Below are 20,805 nucleotides of genomic sequence, written 5' to 3'. Positions count from 1 at the left end.
GTGGATATTATTGAGCGTCCAAGCCATAGTTTTTAGCAAGCGCACCCAATCCACCAGCAAAGCCACTACCGATAGCCTGGAATTTCCAGTCCGCATTCTGACGGTAAAATTCACAGAATACGACGGCCGTTTCGGTGGAGAAATCTTCTCCCAAATCGTAGCGCAGCACTTCACGATCTGTTGCCGCATCTACCACACGTACAAAAGCATTGGACACTTGACCAAAGTTTTGCGCGCGAGCCTCGTAATCATAAATGGTAACCGTGATCCCGATACGGTGGATGTTCGCAGGAATCTTCGAGAAATCAACGATGATTTGCTCGTCATCCCCATCGCCCTCACCTGTGCGGTTATCGCCCGTATGAGTAACCGATCCTGCTCCGCCTGTCGGGTTGTTGTAAAATACAAAATCATCCGCTGCTTTAGCTTTACCGTCTTCATAAAGTAGGAAAGCCGAAGCATCCAGGTCAAAGTCTGCGCCACCACTGTATTTATTCGTATCCCATCCAAGACCTACAACGACACGAGTCAAGCCGGGATTCGTTTTGGTCAGATCAATACGTTGTCCTTTGGAAAGGCTAATGGTCATTCCGCATACCTGCTTTCGTTGTATAGATTTTTTTATGCCAAACCGTAATCGCGTGTCAGTCCTGCAAGACCATCTTGGTAGCCGCTACCAATGGCATTGAACTTCCACTCACCGCTATGACGATACAGTTCGCCTACAACAACGCCTGTTTCGATCGAGAAATCTTCTCCCAGATCAAAGCGGATCAATTCTTCATTGTTTGCTTCGTTTACGATACGAGCATAAGCACGGGACACTTGTCCAAAGTTTTGGCTGCGTTCTTGTGCTTCATAGATTGTAATCGTAAAAGCGATCTTTTCAACGTTAGCTGGCACGCTACCCAAATCAATTTTAATTTGCTCGTCATCTCCGTCGCCATCACCTGTGCGGTTATCCCCTGTATGAACGACAGAACCGTTCTCATTTTGTGGGTTATTAAAAAAGACAAAGTTCTTATCGGATTCTACTTTACCTTCCGCATTAGCCAAAAATACGGATACGTCCAGGTCAAAATCTTTACCGCCATCGTATTTGTTTGTGTCCCAACCGAGTCCAACCATAATTTTGGACAAACCTGGATTTGTTTTCGTCAAATCAATTTTTTGACCTTTGGATAAGTTAATTGCCATGAGTAAGAACCCCTTTTCACATTAAGTTTTGTATGAGCAACTAAAATTACATATAACGCTGAGCCAGCACATCAATATGTACGGCATGGGTTCCTTCACCGATTGCAGCAAACTTCCATTCGTTGTTATGACGATAGAGTTCTCCACAGACCAGTGCGGTCAGCCCCTCATAATTATCAGATAAATTAAACGTCACCAGTTCCTTGGAATTAGCACCATCCAGAATGCGGATATACGCCTTCTCGATCATGCCGAAATCCTGTTTCCGGTTTACGCAATCATATATATTCACAACAACAAGCACTTTGTCGACATTGGCAGGAATACGTGCCAGGTCAATCGCAATTTGTTCATCATCACCGTCGCCTTGTCCGGTCAGATTATCACCGGAATGCACGACAGAGCCGCATGGACTTTTTTTATTGTGGAAACACACTACGTTATCTGACTGAGTCAGTTTTCCGTTGGCGTCCAGCAAAATGGCAGAAGCATCACAATCAATGTTCGGTTGCTTCTTGATACCAAAAAATCCTTTGGACTGTACAGGGTCCCATCCCAATCCTGCTATAACCTTGGTTAGTCCTGTGTTGCCTTTGGTCAAATCAACTTTCTGGCCCTTGACCAGATTAATTACAGCCACTGATTAACACACCTCCCTTCCGTAAAATTTACAGACTAAATTCAGACGGATTCAAACCAAGCGCGCCGCAAATCTCAGCCACAATTCGCTGCTCATTGGCATCAAAGTCACCATCAGCTGCGCCAATAGCGCTACATACGCCAACGACGAGTCGGCCTACTTCAGGCTTGCCATTCAATTTACCAATCGCCTTCAGTGCTTCCTGTTTACCGATTTGAGGTGAAAATTCAAAGTTCGCTACATAGTGATTGAAACGGTTAATGACCTCACCCATATCAAACACTTTCAATTCTTCACTGATATTTATGTATCCGGCCATTTTTGTTTTCTCTTCTGGACTAATCGTACCGTCAGCAAAAGCTACTAATGCACAACCTGCAACAACAGCTTCCATAAAATCTTTATTCTTAAATTTTTTAACTTGGTCTCCAAGTCCTTTTTTAGTTGTATTCAGCCAATTTTTAAATGTACTCATGGTTACCTCCACAATTACGTATTTGAGTAAAATGCATCCTAGTTAATTTCTTCCTTTACTATAACCTGAATTACGATCTTTTTCTACAATAATATACAAAAATACGGTAAATACGATCTATTTATTCTTGGTATCCTCTCTATCTTTAGCCCTATTTTCTACATAAAATCCCCTCTTCTATCATCCATCATTTGGTACCCCAATTGCAAGTCTGTGAAATGGTAGAGTTGATAGAAAGGCACAGCCTTCCAATTTAACAGAAGCACTGTGCCTCTAACCAACTCCGAAAAAATTGGTAAACAAAAAAATCTACAGACTTCTCCAGCTAGCGAGTTGACAGTTTCCAACTGCCGCTCACCTGTTCCAGAAAAAAAGACTGTAGATTTTATAGATACTCCTATTCACGTTATCATCGTTCACAGCTCAAGACCTAGTTATAATCCTCCCAATAGCGATACTCCATTTCATTCTCACCTTTGGTGACAACGACCATATTTTCAATATGTCCCGTTTCTTTATTCGTTCGGTAGATCATGGTACGGGTTTCGCCCTCATCGGGTACAGAGAAAAGTACTTTGTCACTGAGCATGCCGCCACCAATGCCGACGACGTGTTCCCCCCAGCCGGAGGCTGCGCCAGAACCGATGCCCGAACCTGCTCCACTAACACCAGCCCCGCGCGACAAAATAAGACCTATTCCATATCCGGTGACGGTCTGGGCCGTTTTACCTAGAGCGTGCTCTCCGGCGGATTGGGTATGCTTTTGGACCCAGTAATCGTATTTATCCGTATTTTGCTCGTAACTCACAACATTCCCTTTTTTATCGATAGATATATCCGTTTTGCTTCCGTCTTTACCTGTCAGTTCGGTGACGGCGACAAGGGAATCGGATGTGATCTTAGAGGTCTCTCCTGTATTGTAATCTGTACGTGTAACCGAGTCTTCATATTGCAGCTGCAGGACATTCATCTGGTCGTGAATTTTCTGCATAACCTGCTTGTCTCCGACGGCCTCGGCGTTTTTCAGTAGTTCCTCATATTGATGGTATTTATCCGCGTCTGCCTGATCCCATTCGTCTATGTTTTTTGGCTGCTTGGCAATTTCTCCACCATGATCTCCAGCCTCTCCACTGCCTGCCAGCGCTGCGCTAGCGTTCATTGCCGCTGCTAGGGCTGTCCAGAAGCCACGTGTGCTTTCACCATCCGCATTTCTAAACTTCGAAGCGATGCTTTTCAGCTCAATTTCAATGGATTGAACCTTATGTAATACCGAAGAAAGTGTATATTTAGCCGTACGATAGTCATTATAAAAACGATTCCTCTCCATACCATCCCACTGGCTGTGAAGGCGGTTCATTGTGCTATCCAGGCCGTTTAACTGGTTATACAGTGTGCCGTGGGCATTGGCAAATTGGGAAGCCACGTTGTCCAGCTGCTCCGGTGTGACTTGGATTTTTGTCATGGTGATCACATCCCATCTAAGAAAATAGGAGATAGAAATTATATTTTACAGTAATCCTTATTTCATATTGTAAGCTATAGAGGTCGGACATTCATGAGGATTTATACGTATTTGTGTATTCAGAAGCAGTTCCTTTGATATAATGAATCCATATGAGTTCATTTCGACAATACATTATTGAAAGTCAGGTGTATGGACATGTCAGACAAAAAAATTATCTTTTTTGATATCGACGGTACGTTACTGGACGATGACAAGAAAATGCCGTTAACGGCAGAAAAGGCCGTCTTTGCTTTGAAAGATCTGGGACATGAGGTGGCCATCGCAACAGGCCGTGCGCCTTTTATGTTCAAAGATATCCGCGAGCAGTTAGAAATTGATTCCTACGTTAGCTTTAATGGGCAATATGTCGTGCTTCGCGGGGAAGTGGTCGCTACCAATCCGCTGAACAGAGAAGCGTTGCAAGCGATGACCGATCTGGCTCTCACACATAATCATGCTCTCGTATATATGGATCATATGGATATGAAGGCCAATATCCCTAACGATGAGCTTGTGGAGAGATCGGTCCAAACGCTTAAGGCCAAGATTTCAGTTGGATACGATCCACTCTATTTCCAAGGAAGAGATATTTATCAGACGCTGTTGATGTGTACAGCAGAAGAAGAGCCTTTCTATGAAGCGGTATTCAAAGCGTTTGACTTTGTGCGCTGGCATCCGAGTTCTGTGGACGTTGTTCCTCATTCTGGCTCCAAAGCGAAGGGCATCCGCGAAATTACGTCCAGACTGGGTATTGCCGATGAAAATCAATACGCCTTTGGCGATGGCTTAAATGATGTGGAGATGCTGACAGCTATACATAACAGCGTCGCGATGGGCAACGGCTGTGATGAAGCCAAAGCCGCAGCTAAAATGGTCACAAAACGCGCAGATGAAGACGGTATTTTGTACGGACTGCAAAAACTTGGTTTGTTAAGCTAACAGGATTGCTGATAGACTGGACATGTTTTGGAAAAAATAAAGTCTGTTTAAAGACTTACATATGAGAAAATAGGAGGTTGTCCTTAAATATGGAGACGGAAGGCTTACGCAATGTCGAACAGCTAGCCATGAAGAAGTACAAAATTTACAAGCAGAGCCTACTCCGGTATTTGGCACGTTCCATGCTGGCGAGTATGTTCATCGGGTTCGGCGTTATTGTAGCCTTCAAGACGGGCAACTTTTTTTACATGGAGCATTCTCCATTCACTTATCCCATGGCGGCACTCACGTTCGGAGCGGCCATCATTCTGATCGCATACGGCGGCGGGGATTTGTTTACAGGTAACACCTTCTATTACACTTATGCTGCGCTCCGTAAAAAGCTGCGCTGGGGGCAGGTGCTTCGATTATGGGCTGCCAGCTATGGCGGTAATTTGCTGGGTGCGGGGGTATTTGCACTCCTTATTTACTTGACCGGGCTGTTTGACTCCTCCAGCGTGAACAGCTTTCTACTGAGTGTGGTTGAGCATAAAATGGAAGCGCCTGCAATGCAGCTATTCTTCCGAGCTATTTTATGTAATTGGCTGGTCTGTCTTGCCTTTTTTGTTCCAATGTTTATGAAGGAAAATGGCGCAAAGATGTTTGCCATGATGCTGTTTGTGTTCTGCTTTTTCATTTCGGGATATGAGCATAGTGTGGCTAATATGTGTACTTTCGCCATTGCGCTCGTGCTGGATCATCCGGGTACGGTTTCTGTCGCTGGTGTGATCCATAATCTCGTTCCGGTCACGCTCGGAAATCTGGTTGGCGGCGTGCTGCTTATGGGGGTTATGTACTATTCGGTGAATCTCCCGTTTTTAGACGAGGAAGAACACTAAAAAAAGAAGCCGTGGGACTTGGGTTCCACGGCTTCTTTGCGTTATTTTAGTAATAGAGCAGGTGCTTTCTTGCCTTTTATCCTTCTTGAGCAGGAAAATGGATAAATTCCTCCAACTCCTTGAACAGCTTCTTGGGATTAACATTGTCAGGTACAACCAGAGTTAGCGGTTCATCCAGCTTCAGCACATACATGCCTAAAATGGATTTGGCATCTGCCATGCCGCTTTTGCCATGAATCCAGATATCATAGGTATAATTCGAAACGATTTGATTGATTTTTTCAATATCCTTAACGTCTTTTACCTTGATGGGTGTCATCATTGCACAGCACTCCCCTGTATTGAATTAGGGCTTACGAAACAAGCCTTAACATCACTTTACCCCATATGAAGCCTGTTGCAAAATCTTAATTTAGAAAATGACATGCGGCGCGGAGCTGATTTTCCAGTAGTTGCCGACCTTTTCAAAATTCACGGTGATTTTCGCGTTCGCCTGCTTGGTTTCTGCCGGATAAGGCACGGTCAGCAGATAGCTGCGCTTCACCGGAGTCATGGTCACCATTTTCGCCGTAGCCCGGTTGAACTCTAGCAAATTGCCACCATCTGCGTTCAACTGAGCTAGTCTGCCGTTAACTTCAACGAAAAATTTACCGACAAATTGCTCACTGGCCTGCTTTGTGTAGGCCTGCGTCAGATAGCTGATCAGCTTGGTCTTCGTGCCGATATCCTCGGACAGATAGCGGTAGCTTTTACCGTTCAACTGGAACGACTCACCCACCGGGCTGCCACCACTGATCGCATACTGATAACGAGACTGCGCCTCCAGCACAAGCGGAACCGCACTCTCGTGATTCAGCTTGTCCAGCTGCGTCGGTTTCACGCTGGAAGCCGCGGCTGCTGGCGCCGAAGTGGACGGCTGTTGCGGCTTAGACGGCTTCACAGTCGACGGTACGGACGGAGCAGCCGCTGGCGCTACCGATGTAGTTGGACGCTGTGCTGGTGCAGACGGAGCTACTGGTGTAGATGGACGCTGTACTGGTGCAGATGGAGCTGCGGGTATAGCGGCTTTGGCAGAACCTGCGGCTGCGGCCGGGGTCGAGGCGGCTGGAACCGACGGCGCTTGCGCCGGGGCTGGCGTCGTAGCCGACGCAGACGCTGCTGGTGCTGGCACCTGGGCTGGGACGGATGCGGCCGGACTGGCCACGCTCGGTTGCGTCGCTTCCGCTGGAGCGGTCACGGCGGGCGCGGCAGCGGCGGCCTGCGCCACGCTCATAAGTGTGGCCGCAATGCATAGTGCGGATAGCTTCGTATTTATTTTCATACTCATATACACCTCCATAATCATATGTCTGCATAAACTGCACACGTCTCTATTATAAGAATTTCACTTCTCGATTGGGTTGCTAAATTGTTTCTTTTTGCCTTTTTTTGTTCATTCTGCACGAAGTTTGTCCGTATTTGCCGGGGACGGTTGTTCTGACTGTTTCAACTGCTTTGCCTCCATCTCTTCCAAGGATAGCGACAGTTGCTTAACAGATCGGTCCAGCTCCTCCAATCTGCGACTCAAAGTGACGAGGATGTATTTTAACAGAATTAGACTTAATGCAGCAGGAAATCCGACATTAGTTACGAGCTCGATCATGCCTTCAGTCGTTAAAGAACTCACAGATTCCGCCTCCTTTTTCATACATATGTTTCACCAATAAGAACTAATGTTCCCATTTTTATGGAAATCATACTATCTCGTGGGCTGTCATGACAAAAAGAGCTCCAATTAGCTTGGAGCCCTCTCTGTTTTTGTTCATTCTACCTGCTTTCAGACCACTACCGAACGACATATCAAGGAGTATATATATTCGGCTGCTGAGGCTTGGACATCCCTTCTCCCAGATAAAACCCGGTGTGCGGCGGCTGATTATAAGCTACGTTCTGCCAGGCAACACTCAGGCGATACACTGGATCATGCATAAGCGTATAGAATCGATGTTCTGACTCGTATGGTGTTGTGTAGATACGCAGCGCCGAATTATCACTTTTGCGCCAAATGACTTCCTCACGCCAGTCACCGAACAGATCGGCCTGCAAGGACGGCGTTCCTTTGGTTCCGTTATTGGAACTCGTTCCTGTTGCCGTAAGCAAGTTGGAAGTAGTCGAGTTCATATAGTTCCACTTGTCTATTTTTCCAGCGCTTGATGAGGTATGATCCAGCAGTTCACGGAGGAGATCCCCATCCCACCAGATACCAAAATTAATGGAAGACGGTAGCGTGTTGGTAATGAGCTGCCCCTTGGCTGAACGCAAACCAATACCCGGTGCCCACTGCTCGTTCCCTTTGGTCCGCGGGTCAATGTCTGCCGACATGCCTCTTCCAGTATCCTTGCCTGTATTTACGCCCCATAAAATATTTCCATTACGCGGGTCGTACATGGCAGCTCCGTAGGTGGCATTTTTGTCCTCGTTCACCTTGAACACTTCATAACCTGAACGGTCGGGGTCCAGATCGCCAACATGAAGTGCATCTCCATGTCCCATCCCCGTGTTAGCCAGCTTCGCTCCGTTATCGTCTACAACCAGTGAGCCATACACGATCTCATCCTTATCATCTCCATCCACATCCGCCACGCTCAAACTGTGGTTCCCCTGTCCAGCCGTTCCAGCATTGGTGGAGCTGTTGCTGTCAAAGGTCCAGCGTCGGCTCAGGTTCCCGTTCCGCCAATCATATGCGACCAGAACGGTGCGGGTGTAATAACCACGTGCCATCACAATGCTGGGTCTCACGCCATCCAGATAAGCAACCCCGGCGAGAAAACGATCTACACGGTTACCATAATTATCTCCCCAGTTCGATACCGTTCCGCGCGGTGGCACATAGTCGATCGTACTAAGAGCCTTGCCTGTATCACCTGAGAACACAGTTAGAAACTCGGGACCTTTCAAAATATATCCACTCGTGTTTCGATGATCAGCCGAAGCGTCACCAATCTTCACACCTGCACCATCTACCGTGCCGTCTGCTGTTTTACATACGATCTCTGCTTTACCATCTCCATCAAAATCGTAGACGAGAAATTGTGTGTAGTGGGCTCCAGCCCGTATGTTACGTCCCAGGTCGATCCGCCATTTGCGTGTTCCATCCAGCTCGTAGCCATCCAAAAATACATTTCCCGTATAACCGGATTGCGAATTATCCTTGGCATTGGAAGGGTCCCATTTTAACACAATCTCATACTCGCCATCTCCATCGAGATCCCCTACGCTGGCATCATTGGCGTGGTACGTGTAGTTCACATTATCCGGGGTTGTGCCTCCCGCGGGCTGCTGGATCGGAACATCCAGATAGTTGTTGTTCCATACCTTCACCGCAGGGAAAGCGGCCTGCTCTGCTCCATTGACCACGGCACGAACGGTATACGAAGATGAGGTCGTACCTGCCTTGTCCAAAAAGTTGGTTCTCGATGTAATCGGCGCATCGTTTACCTTGCTTGTCCCTCTGTACAAATTAAAGCCGACCGAATCCGCTTCCGTGCCCAGCAAGCGCCAGCTCACCAGTACACCCTCAGGCACCTTAACAGCGACGGCTCCACGGTTTAGCTTTTCCATTTGCCTCGTAGAGGCAGCAGAGACCTGGCTATCCATCGGGATGACCACTCCACTCAACATGACACCGAGACAGAGCAACGCAGTATACCGAAACCTTTTGTTCATCTGAATCATTAGCTCCTTTCATGGTTCGTATTTTTAATAAATTTATTTTATGTGACTGATAAGTTATTGTTGTTTAAATTCTATGGTAGCGCTTACATAAATGTAAAGGGACGAATACGTCCTTTTTGTTCAAAAATCTGGGCTAATGCTTTAAAAATCAGAGGTCCATGAATAATCTTTCTTCATCCGCGATGCTCTGGATATCCTCCGAGCTGATGCTGATATACTGATAGCCCTCTGCCTGTTGTTTTTTCAATGCAAGTTCCTTCATAAAACGTGGGCTGCCCTCTCCGGCATCCTCATCGTAAACAAGCAATAAACCGTCTGTTTTACGGAAAAGGAGTTCATCCCGTGCCTTGAGTTGCCATATTCCCTGATAGGGCTGACGACTAACTACTCCCACATAGTCAACTTCGGCACAAATCTGCTGAAAATATTCCTTTTTGTCCTCTTTCCATTTCTCTTCCATATTTTGATAAGCCATCATAATAGAGCATTTCAGGTGGGGATATTGCTGTTTTAGTGCAGTAACGACTTCACAGGCCCACAAATCCACCCCGTATTGACCGGGGGTAATCACCCATTCCAGCCCTTCTTCAATCAGGGGAATAAGCCTGCCTGCAATCGCCTTTTTAATATATGGAATGCCTTCGTGCTTCTGACTGAAAATATTCAGCTCATGGGCACGATAGCCCGAAACGAGCAAGTTTTTCATCTTCTCAACGTCCTTCTCCGATTATCATAAAGGTTATTGTACCACTTCAGAGCAGCCCACTAAACACTTCGTTTTTTGGAGGAACGAATTGAATATAACGCAAAAGACGAACCTCTTCCAATTGGGCTGGATCAGGTTCGTCTTTTGGAGTTTGGTGCTAGTTCTGAATGGATGGTTTACCCATCGCTATTATCCTTTTCCATTCCATATCACTCCTCAGACGATTTTATGCGGACATCTTTAATTCTAATGTTGCTACTAAATATACCGGCATCACTGCTTAGCTTGAATGACGGGTAACTAGGGTCTGCCTCAAGCCGCATTCTGCTATCGAACTGCTGCTCCTGCTGGCGATCTACCCAAAAAGAATAAGGCTCAGACTGAACTACTTTATCAGTTGCATTCGGCGTAGTGACAACCAAGATGACAAGTACGCCATTGCATCCGCAATCCTCGGTGTCATAAAACAACTTGAACATTCCCGGTCGTCCTGAAAGGGCCATTTCTAGCCTTTCAACGGACAAGGAATCCAATTCTAAATGTATGCTCATGAGATGAATTCTCTCCTTTGTAAATGAGATGTTTGGAACCGTCAGCTCCATAAAGACTAAATTTTAACTATGTGTTCATTATAGTCATGTTTTTGTATGTGTCTATGTGACTGCACTCACTGCTATCAATGAACTCTTACCTAAAAAAGGCAACCCGATTACACCGGGTCACCTCCGTCATCGCTCACCCTATCTAAACTAACATTCTAGCCACAACTCTATCCTTTGTAAAAAGGATTATGACCTGTGCCTTTGCCCGATGGCATCGCCCCAGGCACCCCGTCCGCTTCAAGCAGCGGACGGACAATGAGCTTCACCGGCCATTCCCTGCTCTCGAATACCGCTTGGAACAGCTCGGCCCGGTCAGCTTCGGGAAGCGGCACCACCCGTAGCGCTTCCTTCCACGCCTGCTCGGTAATATCCCATAACTTCGCTTCCGGGATAGGATACACCTCGCTTAGCGCTTCCATAATTGCAGCCAGGTTCACCTGCGTGCCCAGCGACTGCACGTAGAAGATCAGCTTGCGGATCGTCTCATTATACAAGCTGTTCGAGTATCCTGGCCGGATATGATAACCTGGATCCGCAATGCCGTGTTTGTCCAGATACGGCTGATGCAAACGTACGGAATCGTGGTCACGGAATAACAGGCCGTTCACCTGTCCGTCCCGCAGGACCACGCAGCAGTTCTGACCGTGAATTTCAGGTACAACGCCTACCTTGAACAGCCGCATCACCACATCATAGAATAACGCCGTCAGATCGGTGTAGAATTCTATAACCTCTTCACTGGTTAACGCTCTGCCCAGCAGGTCGGATAACATATGGCGACCTTCCAGCGTCACCCCAAGCGCAGCCATGGGAATGACCTGCACACCTTCTTCCAGCAACTTTGGCGGATAGATGCGAATCTGGGCGGCCAGATGGCGAGGATGATCATCGAACAATCCCATGGATTCCGGCATGTATCCCCACCAGTTCCGTTCCTCGCAGAGCCACACTTTACCTGTGAGCGATTCATCACAGGCCACCGCCTGTCGTAACATCTTCTCCCCAGCCAGACCATTCAGCAGCTTCACCACCGGGAGATAGCGGGCGGCCCCGAGAGACAACACACTGACCGGAAGCTTGAGCATCTGTGTGGATTCCTCCATCGGAGCCATCGAGCGCAGGGACGATGTCGCCTGCACCTCTCCCAATTCGATATCCAGTACAATGATGGTGCCGTCCGCGATCTCTCCAGTAAAACGCGGCAAGATGATATGCTCCATCTGCCATGGATGTACTGGCATGGGCATGTATTCTTGCAGATTCAGGCCTTTCCGGGCCAATTCTGCTTCCAGCCTGCTCCGCTGTTCTTCATCCAGTACATCCAGTGTGGACAGCCCTTCCTCACATCCCTGTTGTACGGCATCCCAACGCACAGCCACCCATCGCAGCGGGATCTCCTTCCTGAATTCCGCTGCATACCGGGCCACATCCGCTTCTGTGAATCCCACCTTGGCCTTAGAGGTGGGGTGAAATGGACGATCTCGCAGCGCTGCAACCTGCTCTCCCTTGATAAACCAACCGTAGGCATTGAACGGAACTTGTTCTCCCAGCCCTTGCACTTGCTGGAGTCCCAGTGCCAATTGCTCGGTGGCTTTTTCCACGCCTGCCAAGAATTCCGCAACCCCGGGATGCGCGTATGCTTCATCGGAAAGCGTCATCCGAAGCACAGCCTGTCCTACGACTGCTGGAGATTCAAGAAGCTTCCAGCCTCCATCCGGTGTCTCTCCATAGACAGGTGAACCTTGTACCCATTGATATCCCTGCCTTTTTCCTGCTTCCACCAGAAACAAAATCCCTTTCAGATGCAGCATAAGCTGTCCACTACGCCTACCTGTTCCATTCTCATCCTGCTTATCCTTGCCTGCGACATTGCCGTCGAGTCCGTCAGCTATTCCTCGTCCGCTCTGCGGAGGACCTCCATTACCATCCCCCAGAAACATTCGGCGGAACGGTTCTGGTGAAGTAGAGAGTTCAATGAACGGATGCCCTTCCAGCGGAAGCAATTGCTCGGTCAGAAATGCATTGATCAGATCCTCCATAATCCGGCGCTCAGCGTCTTGCAGACTGGCACGCTTCATCACTGTTGACATGGTTGTCGTCCTCCGTCAAATAATGGAATGCCGGGTGCGGATGACCCAGAAAATCATGATGCGAGATGGTCCAGCAATAGGCTCCCGACTTCTCGAACACAATAATATCGCCTACACGTAGCCGCTCTACTTCCGCATCTGAATGCATACGATCCTTGGGTGTGCACAGTTCTCCGACCACGTGAACTTTGTTGTCCCGTACCTCTGGTCTTGCAAACGAATGCCCCCAACGGTCCGTAGACATAATGTGAAATGGATGGTTGTGTCCCCATGATGCGGGCAGACGATTATGATGTGTACCTCCTCTTAACACGGCAAAATGCTGACCATGCGATGTTTTGATATCCGTAACCTCTGCCGCATAATAACCGTGGTCAGCGACAAGCATGCGACCCGGCTCGAAATACAACTGTATGCCGCGTGAAGCAAGGCGCCCTCTAGCTTCACTTCGCTCAATCAGGGATGTGAACAGGGACCAATCGAACCCGGGGCTACCATCATATGTGACACCAAACCCGCCTCCAGCGTTAATTACTTCAAGATGCAGGTCATATGTCTGCTGCCACATCTCCGCCTTTTGCAAATACAGCTCGATCATCTCGGCATGCAGTCTTGCGTCCACATTGTTCGATAACGAGTGAAAATGAAATCCGCATAAACGCACCGAACCCGCACCTTCCTCACGAATGACCCGGACTGCTTCCTCCACGCTCTCCTCATCCATGCCGAATGGACTCGGACCACCGCCCATTACAATCCGGGTCCGTGGCAATGTGCTACTTCTTAGATTGATCCGCAGCAGAACGCGAACTTCCTCTCCTCTCCTTGTAGCAATGGCGATGACACGCCGCAGTTCCAGCAGGCTCTCCACATGAATAAAACGCACCTGATGCTCGATAGCCTGCTTCAACTCATTCTCTTTTTTCCCCGGACCGCCAAACAGGATTGGAACCTCACTACTTACGCTCCTCACCTTAAGCAACTCGCCAATGGAAGCTACCTCGAACCCGTGAACCCAGGGCAGCAAAGCCTCAATAATTCGAGAATCGGGATTGGCCTTTATGGCATAGAACAGCCGTATGCCTCCAGGCAGCGTGTGCAGCATGTGACGGACCTGCTCCTGAATACCAGCCAGATCGTAAACATAAGCACATACCGGGTCTTCACTATCTTTTTGCAGTTCATGGATCATATTCCATACGCTTGATTTCATATCAGTCCACCCGCATTTCCATAGTCATTCCGTTTCTGTTCGTATGCCCAAAAAGCCGTATTCCGGTCATCGCCCAACACGTATATGTATACCCCTCGTTCCGCCCACAGCGCCATGCCTTCCTTGCTTCTGGCCACCGTTGCATACGGTACCTGGCACTGCTTCGCGGCTTCATGTAATGCACCTAGCGAACGTTGCACGTCTGGATGTTCCGTCTGCCACGGTACGCCAAGTGATTGCGACAGGTCTGCCGCCCCCTCCAATACCCAGCTCACCTGGGGATGAGATAGAATGCTCGCACTTTGCCGGACGCCCTCCACACTTTCGATCATCGGTACAACCATCACCTGTTCATTCGCTTCCTGAATATACCCAGTGAGTGGATACTTGCCGAATACCCCCGGTCGCCCACTGTTCAGGCTCCGCATGCCAAGCGGATGATAATACGCATGACGAACCGCTTCCTCCACCTGCTCCCGCTGTTCCACATGAGGTATGACGATGCCTTGTGCGCCGCAATCCAATACCTTTAGAATCTCTACTCGCTCTACCTTTGAGATGCGTACCAGCGGGGTCATCCCTGCCAGTTCCGCAGCACGAACCAGCTCTTCCACCGATTCCATATTCGTTGCGGCATGTTCCAGGTCGATAATTACAAAATCATACTCCGCATGTCCAATCATCTCGATGATGACCGGATGCGGGATAGAGACAAAAAGGCCGAACACCGGCTGTTTACGTTCAATTTTCTCCTTCAGCTTGTTGGTTCTCATCCGAAAATGTCCTTCGCCAACTTCAGCGGGTTGCTGACCTTACGGAAATGCAACTCCCCGTCCCCATACAGGCGGCGCTTGGTCATCTCTTCAATCAGCGCATCCTCAGCAAAAAGATCAAACCACTCGAACCGCTCCTCATACTCTGGATGCTCCCGCTGGTAGTCCATAATCGTAGCCGCGCACAGTTGCCAGAACGCTTCTTCCGTCAGACCGAACTTCTCCAGCGTCAGCGCAATATCCGTCATGCAGATAAAAAAGAACGCATCATACGTATAGTCCCGGACTTCCGACACATCACTTGCGTAGATAAAGGAATACCGATTGAACTTGTGATGGGTCTCCGGTTCGGGGTGCAGCTTCGGGGCTCTTTCTGGGTTCAGCAACTTCTCGGGTACATAGCGGACACCATCGTGAAGATCCTTGATGATAATCCGTTTCGGCAGATCATTTTCCAGCACCAGAATGATGTTCTGGGCATGCGATTCCAGCGCAATGCCGTGTGCATAGAGCAGATGAATAATGGGCAGCGATACCGTTCGAACGAGGGCTTCACTCCACTTCTGAATGCCATGACGCTCAACTGCACCCTGGATAAACGGTACCCCGTTCGACTGTACTAGCATAAGTGCATTTAAGGGCCAAGCTGTCTCGCCTTCTTGCAGATGAACAGATACATTTTCACGCCAGATCGCCCCGATTGTGCCATACGCTCGTCCATACTGGATTGCAGGCAAGTTCTCGTACCGGAGCGAGAGTCCCATGATTTCTTTCAGAATGGCAAACTGTTCCCGTTGCAGCAACTCATCCTCCCGAATGAGTGCTTCCAGCCAGTCGCTGATCAGCGGTGCGTTCTGGGTTGTGTGTTGTGCGAGAATACGTGTACTGGACGTATTGGTAATACTCAGTGCCAGCTTGAGATAAGGCGCTTCTGGATTCATTCGGTTCGACAGGGAACGAATGGACTGCTGAGCGCGATAAGCTGATGCCGAAGGGCCGAGAAAAACGATATCTTTGTTCATTCGTTGCCGGGCAAACACCGATTCCAGTTGGTGTTCCCATTGCCATGGATGAACAGGAATGAATATATAGCGATTCCCCTCAGTGTCTTCCGACTGAAGCACCCGATCAAATCGGCTGATATCCGCCTCTGTGAGATGTTGCCTCACCAACTGTTCTGACGTGTAGCCTGTGGAGAGAGCCGTTTGCACAAGTCCTTCTTTCACGGCAATCCAGTATACGGTCACATCCGAGTTAAACTCTGGACCGTAAGCAAGATTGTCTTTTAGGGTGAAGCCAAGCCTCGACTTGTAGCTTGGATGGTAGAGATGACCGTCGCTCATATGGCTTTCGAGGGCATCATAGTGTCGGTCTTTATCCGGAATCTTCTCAGGCAGCAAAGCCCGGCACTGACTGTCCTTCGCCATCGTCTCCAGCAATTCCTGAATGAAGGCCGTCACATTCGCACCCTCCAGAAGGTTCAGTACCATTTCCTCCAGAAACAGATCCAGATCGGTGCAGGGCACGCCCTCTCTTCGAATCGAGCCCTTCACCACCTTCACTCGGCCAAATGAAAATTTCTGCTCCGCCTCACAGCTGTATGTCACAGCCTGCCCTGACGTGTTCCGCCCCACAGTGCGCCATTCGTTCCCATCCACCTTACAGTCAAGGACACCCTCGAACCACATGGCTTCCAGCGTCTGCCGCATGATCCGTTCCTGTACATCCGTGTATACTGCCGTCTTGTGACCTTTCTCAGCCCTGTACCCTATGAACCCCACGCCACTTCACTCCCTATTCGGTTCATTATATTGCTCACCGGCACATACGCCGGGGTCTGACTGATCCCCCTGAGACAGCTCACCAGATTTTGTTTCGCCAGAAAACTGTCCGCGGTCAGCAAATGCTGCACATATACGTTTCCAGTTCGGTCTAGTTCCTTCACCAGCACTTCGCGGACCTTTGCCCAGAAATGTCCCTCCGGTATGTTCACATCCCTTGCCATCGCATGAATGAGGGAACCCAAATGATTGATAATAAAGTAATAGGATGTCCTCGCCCAAGCCTTGTCCCGTGGATAAAACAACAATCTGGAGGGATCGGTATCCACCTCATGCATCAGCTCCTCATCGACACTGACTCCTTCCAAGTCACGCACGATAAATGCCTCAGGCATTCCGTCTCTTAGCGTCACGAGAGTATTTTGCAAATGAGCTTCAAAGTGAATGCCTCGCTCTCCGGCCGCTCGTACAATGGGCAGCAAAGACAAGGTCAGATAACGTGCAAACCAGCGCTCGGCTTCAGCACGTACGCCACCCAGCATCGTCATGAGTCGTGATTGCATTCCCGGCAAGGGAGCTTCTACCAGACTCGACAGGACATAAGTACATTCCGGGTCAAACTCAATCGGTCTGTATGCGACAGTAAACAAACTCGTTAATTCTTCCTCCTGAAAATCACAAGTGGCTACACCTGTCTCATAGGCAATCTGCGTATGCTGATCTGCACCGAAGCAATTTTGCTGCCTCACGTACCTGGAGGCGTCCAGCGTCCTTCGCATCTGCTCCGCACTATTGGTGCGAATCATGTTGGTAATCTGTATGTTCAGCGACAGCTTGATATTGCAATTTAGCTCTGGGATATAGACGGTGCGTACCGAGGAGGTCGGGTAGGCCTTCGGTCCACAGCTGCCTATCGGAATGAGTTTCTTGTCCAGAATATACTGCTGGACCTCGGACAAGCTCAACACGTACGTATACTGCCAGGGATGGACAGGCAGCAGTTCATACTCATCCCCATGCTCACCGCACTCCGCTTCCCAAGCTTGTTCCACATGCCCGTGCAGGCTGGCATGCAGATTGATCCTGGTGGGATCATCTACCCATTCCTGCCTATATACGTCCTTCCTCACAGCAACGTAACAGAGTTGGAACGAGGTACGCAGTTCCGGGCTGTACATCCGTACGTCGTGTTCAGTGAAACCTTTGGAGTTTTTGGGAAACGGGTGAAAGGGATGTCCATACACCAGAGACTGTTCGGAAGTACAGTAATCATACATGCCAAGTCCAACAGCCTGCTCGATATACAGCGCAAGATTATTCACGCTGTTATCTACCTTTTCCGCAAAATCACGTACAGCAGCCGCATGGGTCAACCCACCTTGCTTATGCCGACTGTTTCCATACGCCGTGTCTTCACTCAGCTCCCGGGTGATCCAGCGAACCAGGTCCTGATAATGCACCGCTTGCCCGTGAAGCTGTTGTATGCTTCGGTACTCATGCTCACCCATAGCCGAGTAATACGCGAATTGTCCGGTTATCGTCACCCCGCTGGCCTGAAAAGCAACTGCGTACGTCATCGCATCTGGATTAATCCGAATGTCGCCCTCCTTCTCCACCGCAAGCTCCCGGATATAACAATTGAGCAGCAGCTTACAAGAGTGTACATTCGCCTGCTGCTCTGCTTCAGACCTGAGCCTGTTTTCCATCTCGAACAATGTTGCCAACCTTCTTTCGGGTTATAAATAAAACGAGGGACAAGGCCAACAGGATGGCACAGCCGAGAGCCTACTAACCTCTTTCAGTGCCGCCCATCAGGCCATATTCGCTGGTGTTCCGACCCCGGCAAGTCTTTAGCAGACCTATCATCCAGAGACCTGCACTGGTGACCAGCAGCAGAATGCTGGATGGATGCCACCGCTTGCGGCGGGTGGGCACACACATTCGAATGTACCGACCACACCATAGGAGCGAGAACAAAGTAAGCGGGACATTGAGCCATAACAGGCAATGAATTGCCCTTATTCTGCAATCGACTTTTCGAAATGATGTTCCATTTGAAAAAGATATTCCAGGTACAATCGGACGACATCACGTGTGGTCCCCCCAAAGGGAAAGACATGGTGCGTCAGGTCCGGCAATGCGTTGACTTCCAGAATGCCTCCCTGATCTGCTGTCAGCGGCTGGCGGATATCCTCACAACGGATATCAATGCCAGCCACATCAATCTGGAGAGCTTCTGCGGCTTTAATTGCCATTTGTGCATTATCAGGAAAAATCGCTTCCGTACAGTCCACATAAAACTCACTGATGTTTCCGGCGGCCGAATTGCGAAGATCATATAGCTCGATCTCTCTTCCTGCCGCAGGTACCTCCTCCAGCCTGCTTCCCTGTCCAAGCAGAACCTTTCGCAAAGGCTCTGCGTCTTCATCAATCTTGGGAAAGGTCTCGAACTTCCCTATACTGGTCTGCTGGATTCGCTGCTGATTCAACATTCGAATCAACGCCCGGATGGTTGAGGTGCCGTCCCCTTCTACAAAGACAGGCCGATACTCATTTACTGCTGCCACTTCCCCGTTAATGATCAGTACCCTATAATCCAAACCCGTTATGAATTGCTGTAGCATGATGCTGTTACTATGGGTACCCGCCCGGGCAATAGCCGCTTCCAGTTCCTCGTTTGTTCGAACGTCCAGTGTCACACCTGCACTGCCGCTTGCGTCCAGCGGCTTCACTACAACGGAACGATGCAGTTTCAGAAACTGCGCTGCCTTGTCACCCATTGCCTTGATAACGATAAACGGCGGCACAGGCATTCCCCGCTCATGCAGTAGCATATTACATACCTGCTTGTTCTTAGCGAGCAGTCCAGCGATCAAGGGTAGACGATGCGATCTGGTTTTATTAATGACTCTGCGCTTGTCCCCATAGGACAATTCTAGAAAATCTTCACATTCTGCGAGAAGTGGCTCGCAGGTTATTCCCATTTCTCTTGCTTTGCTTATGATGAGTCGGTTTTGCAGATTATGAATTCCTTTCGGAAACAATGAAAATCCTCCCCGACCGAATGAAGGCGTTCGCTCCTGGTTGTGCTTTCATCGGATTGATTTGATGGAAACTATATTGATAATGATTATCAGTTTCAAACAAAATCTATTTTATGGCAATTTCATTCACCTTGTCAATAATAAGCTTTTTAGGAAAAAAAAGATGTTTTTGTAGGGAGAGAATCCCCAAATGAAGGAATGTTCATGGAACAATGGGCACAATGTGGGTTATAACATCAATTGAGACTAATTAAATTATCGAATGAGACAGCTTATAACATCCAAATGAGACAACGCAAATGCCCGTAAAGCGAGTAAAGACGGGAATAAAATGAAAAAAGATATTTTAACAAGATGAGTATCGACTTGTAGTATTACACCGTCGGCAGAATTTTGTTCTTTTTCAATATACTTACGGGCCTATTTTAGGGAATTTACATTTTTATTATACTAATGGCGGCTTTCCTGAAATAAGGAGAGCTTTTTTTATTCAATAAACGGTTAGTTGAAAAAAAGCATTGCAATAAATACTTGACTCTCCCCATTAGAGGAGACATTAAACTCAATTTGTAAGCTAATCAATTAAAAGGAGGAAGTCAAAATGAACTTAGATATTAGAGACATTAGAAAAGAGGATATAGAACCTATTAAAGCAATTATTGCAGATACTTGGAACGCAAAAGATTTTATCGAGGATGAGAGCATCATAAATGCAGCAGTTACAATGATGTTCATAAGTCCAATATTAAACAGAAGTACTTTTGGAAGAGTAGCTACATTAGATGGAGAAGTCATTGGTGTAATTTTTGGTTCAAGAGTTGGTGAAGCAACATCTTATAGATTGCTACAAGAAGATTATACAAGTGAATTGCTACAACTCTTAAATCTAAATGACATAGAACGAAAAGTATTTGTTGAACTCACCTCCATGACTAATGAGGCAAACAGCAAGTTAATTAGAGGAAAAGAAAATGAGTTTCAGGGTTGCTTAGAATTCTTTGCTGTTTCTGAAGAAGCTAGAGGAAAAAAGGTAGGAAAAAAATTATTTAATGAGCTCATCTCTTACTTAAGAGATACAAAAGCAAATAAAATTTATCTGTATACAGACACAATGTGTAACTATGGATTCTATGACCATAATGGGTTTGTCCGTCTTGATGAAAAAGCAACTGTATTTAATCTACCTATCGGTAAACTCGAAAATACAAATTTTATTTATGAATACAAACTTTAAGCTAAAAGTCAGTCC

Annotated in this window: 20 protein-coding genes; 3 read left to right on the top strand and 17 right to left on the bottom strand. The window is 48.0% G+C overall.

The features are described from left to right. Positions 1 to 7 precede the first annotated feature (7 nt). The 5 genes from ACWGXJ_RS05175 to ACWGXJ_RS05155 form a co-directional block, all read right to left on the bottom strand. A complete protein-coding gene (locus ACWGXJ_RS05175; RefSeq protein WP_023987194.1) occupies positions 8 to 589 on the bottom strand; it encodes a TerD family protein in 582 nt (193 codons plus the stop codon). Positions 590 to 621: 32 nt separating this feature from the next. Continuing rightward, a complete protein-coding gene (locus tag ACWGXJ_RS05170) occupies positions 622 to 1,197 on the bottom strand; it encodes a TerD family protein (RefSeq protein WP_061831757.1) in 576 nt (191 codons plus the stop codon). Positions 1,198 to 1,243: 46 nt separating this feature from the next. Beyond that, a complete protein-coding gene (locus ACWGXJ_RS05165) occupies positions 1,244 to 1,837 on the bottom strand; it encodes a TerD family protein (protein ID WP_061831758.1) in 594 nt (197 codons plus the stop codon). A gap of 28 nt (positions 1,838 to 1,865) precedes the next feature. Next, positions 1,866 to 2,312, bottom strand: coding sequence for a tellurite resistance TerB family protein (locus ACWGXJ_RS05160; protein ID WP_013308968.1), 447 nt, complete (start codon positions 2,310 to 2,312; stop codon positions 1,866 to 1,868). Between the two features lie 430 nt (positions 2,313 to 2,742). Next, entirely contained in the window at positions 2,743 to 3,774 is a 1,032-nt protein-coding gene (locus ACWGXJ_RS05155; protein ID WP_452566331.1) for a WXG100 family type VII secretion target, read from the bottom strand. 198 nt (positions 3,775 to 3,972) lie between these two features. On the opposite strand from ACWGXJ_RS05155, the gene ACWGXJ_RS05150 reads away from it, so the two are divergent. Together ACWGXJ_RS05150 and ACWGXJ_RS05145 are read left to right on the top strand one after the other, a co-directional pair. Continuing rightward, positions 3,973 to 4,755 (top strand): Cof-type HAD-IIB family hydrolase, encoded by a 783-nt coding sequence (locus ACWGXJ_RS05150; protein WP_165179406.1) that lies wholly within the window; start codon positions 3,973 to 3,975, stop codon positions 4,753 to 4,755. Positions 4,756 to 4,844: 89 nt separating this feature from the next. After that, a complete protein-coding gene (locus ACWGXJ_RS05145) occupies positions 4,845 to 5,633 on the top strand; it encodes a formate/nitrite transporter family protein (protein ID WP_039272492.1) in 789 nt (262 codons plus the stop codon). Positions 5,634 to 5,709: 76 nt separating this feature from the next. Here the strand turns inward: ACWGXJ_RS05145 and ACWGXJ_RS05140 are convergent, their stop codons facing one another. The 12 genes from ACWGXJ_RS05140 to ACWGXJ_RS05085 form a co-directional block, all read right to left on the bottom strand. Then, on the bottom strand, positions 5,710 to 5,955 hold the full coding sequence (locus ACWGXJ_RS05140) for an HPr family phosphocarrier protein (RefSeq protein ID WP_023987189.1): 246 nt from the start codon (positions 5,953 to 5,955) through the stop codon (positions 5,710 to 5,712). A gap of 90 nt (positions 5,956 to 6,045) precedes the next feature. After that, the gene (locus ACWGXJ_RS05135; RefSeq protein WP_452567867.1) at positions 6,046 to 6,954 is read right to left on the bottom strand and encodes a DL-endopeptidase inhibitor IseA family protein; all 909 of its coding nucleotides are present in this window, start codon (positions 6,952 to 6,954) and stop codon (positions 6,046 to 6,048) included. Between the two features lie 111 nt (positions 6,955 to 7,065). Next, positions 7,066 to 7,299 carry a hypothetical protein gene (locus tag ACWGXJ_RS05130; protein WP_023987187.1) on the bottom strand — a complete coding sequence of 78 codons (234 nt, stop codon included), beginning with the start codon at positions 7,297 to 7,299 and terminating at the stop codon, positions 7,066 to 7,068. A gap of 173 nt (positions 7,300 to 7,472) precedes the next feature. Further along, a complete protein-coding gene (locus ACWGXJ_RS05125; RefSeq protein ID WP_452566330.1) occupies positions 7,473 to 9,338 on the bottom strand; it encodes a rhamnogalacturonan lyase in 1,866 nt (621 codons plus the stop codon). A gap of 157 nt (positions 9,339 to 9,495) precedes the next feature. Beyond that, positions 9,496 to 10,053 (bottom strand): SLOG family protein, encoded by a 558-nt coding sequence (locus ACWGXJ_RS05120; RefSeq protein WP_039272489.1) that lies wholly within the window; start codon positions 10,051 to 10,053, stop codon positions 9,496 to 9,498. A gap of 209 nt (positions 10,054 to 10,262) precedes the next feature. Beyond that, the gene (locus ACWGXJ_RS05115; protein ID WP_069291208.1) at positions 10,263 to 10,604 is read right to left on the bottom strand and encodes an iron-sulfur cluster biosynthesis family protein; all 342 of its coding nucleotides are present in this window, start codon (positions 10,602 to 10,604) and stop codon (positions 10,263 to 10,265) included. Positions 10,605 to 10,822: 218 nt separating this feature from the next. Continuing rightward, positions 10,823 to 12,745 (bottom strand): IucA/IucC family protein, encoded by a 1,923-nt coding sequence (locus tag ACWGXJ_RS05110; RefSeq protein ID WP_452566329.1) that lies wholly within the window; start codon positions 12,743 to 12,745, stop codon positions 10,823 to 10,825. Continuing rightward, on the bottom strand, positions 12,705 to 13,958 hold the full coding sequence (locus ACWGXJ_RS05105; RefSeq protein WP_452566328.1) for a type III PLP-dependent enzyme: 1,254 nt from the start codon (positions 13,956 to 13,958) through the stop codon (positions 12,705 to 12,707). Before ACWGXJ_RS05105 ends, ACWGXJ_RS05110 begins: the two co-directional genes overlap by 41 nt. Continuing rightward, positions 13,955 to 14,731 carry an HpcH/HpaI aldolase family protein gene (locus tag ACWGXJ_RS05100; RefSeq protein WP_452566327.1) on the bottom strand — a complete coding sequence of 259 codons (777 nt, stop codon included), beginning with the start codon at positions 14,729 to 14,731 and terminating at the stop codon, positions 13,955 to 13,957. Before ACWGXJ_RS05100 ends, ACWGXJ_RS05105 begins: the two co-directional genes overlap by 4 nt. After that, positions 14,728 to 16,512, bottom strand: coding sequence for an IucA/IucC family protein (locus tag ACWGXJ_RS05095; protein WP_452566326.1), 1,785 nt, complete (start codon positions 16,510 to 16,512; stop codon positions 14,728 to 14,730). Before ACWGXJ_RS05095 ends, ACWGXJ_RS05100 begins: the two co-directional genes overlap by 4 nt. Next, positions 16,500 to 18,218, bottom strand: a complete 1,719-nt coding sequence (locus tag ACWGXJ_RS05090) for an IucA/IucC family protein (protein ID WP_452567866.1) — start codon at positions 18,216 to 18,218, stop codon at positions 16,500 to 16,502. The genes ACWGXJ_RS05095 and ACWGXJ_RS05090 overlap by 13 nt, the downstream gene beginning before the upstream one ends. A 312-nt stretch (positions 18,219 to 18,530) precedes the next feature. Continuing rightward, positions 18,531 to 19,556, bottom strand: coding sequence for an ATP-grasp domain-containing protein (locus tag ACWGXJ_RS05085; RefSeq protein ID WP_452566325.1), 1,026 nt, complete (start codon positions 19,554 to 19,556; stop codon positions 18,531 to 18,533). A 601-nt stretch (positions 19,557 to 20,157) separates the two neighbouring features. Here ACWGXJ_RS05085 and ACWGXJ_RS05080 point away from each other — a divergent pair. Beyond that, a complete protein-coding gene (locus ACWGXJ_RS05080) occupies positions 20,158 to 20,790 on the top strand; it encodes a GNAT family N-acetyltransferase (protein WP_254329656.1) in 633 nt (210 codons plus the stop codon). Positions 20,791 to 20,805: the final 15 nt, after the last annotated feature.

Source organism: Paenibacillus sp. S33, assembly GCF_053615415.1.
Note: the sequence above shows the minus strand (reverse complement) of the source record. Positions and strands in the feature narration are given on the sequence as shown.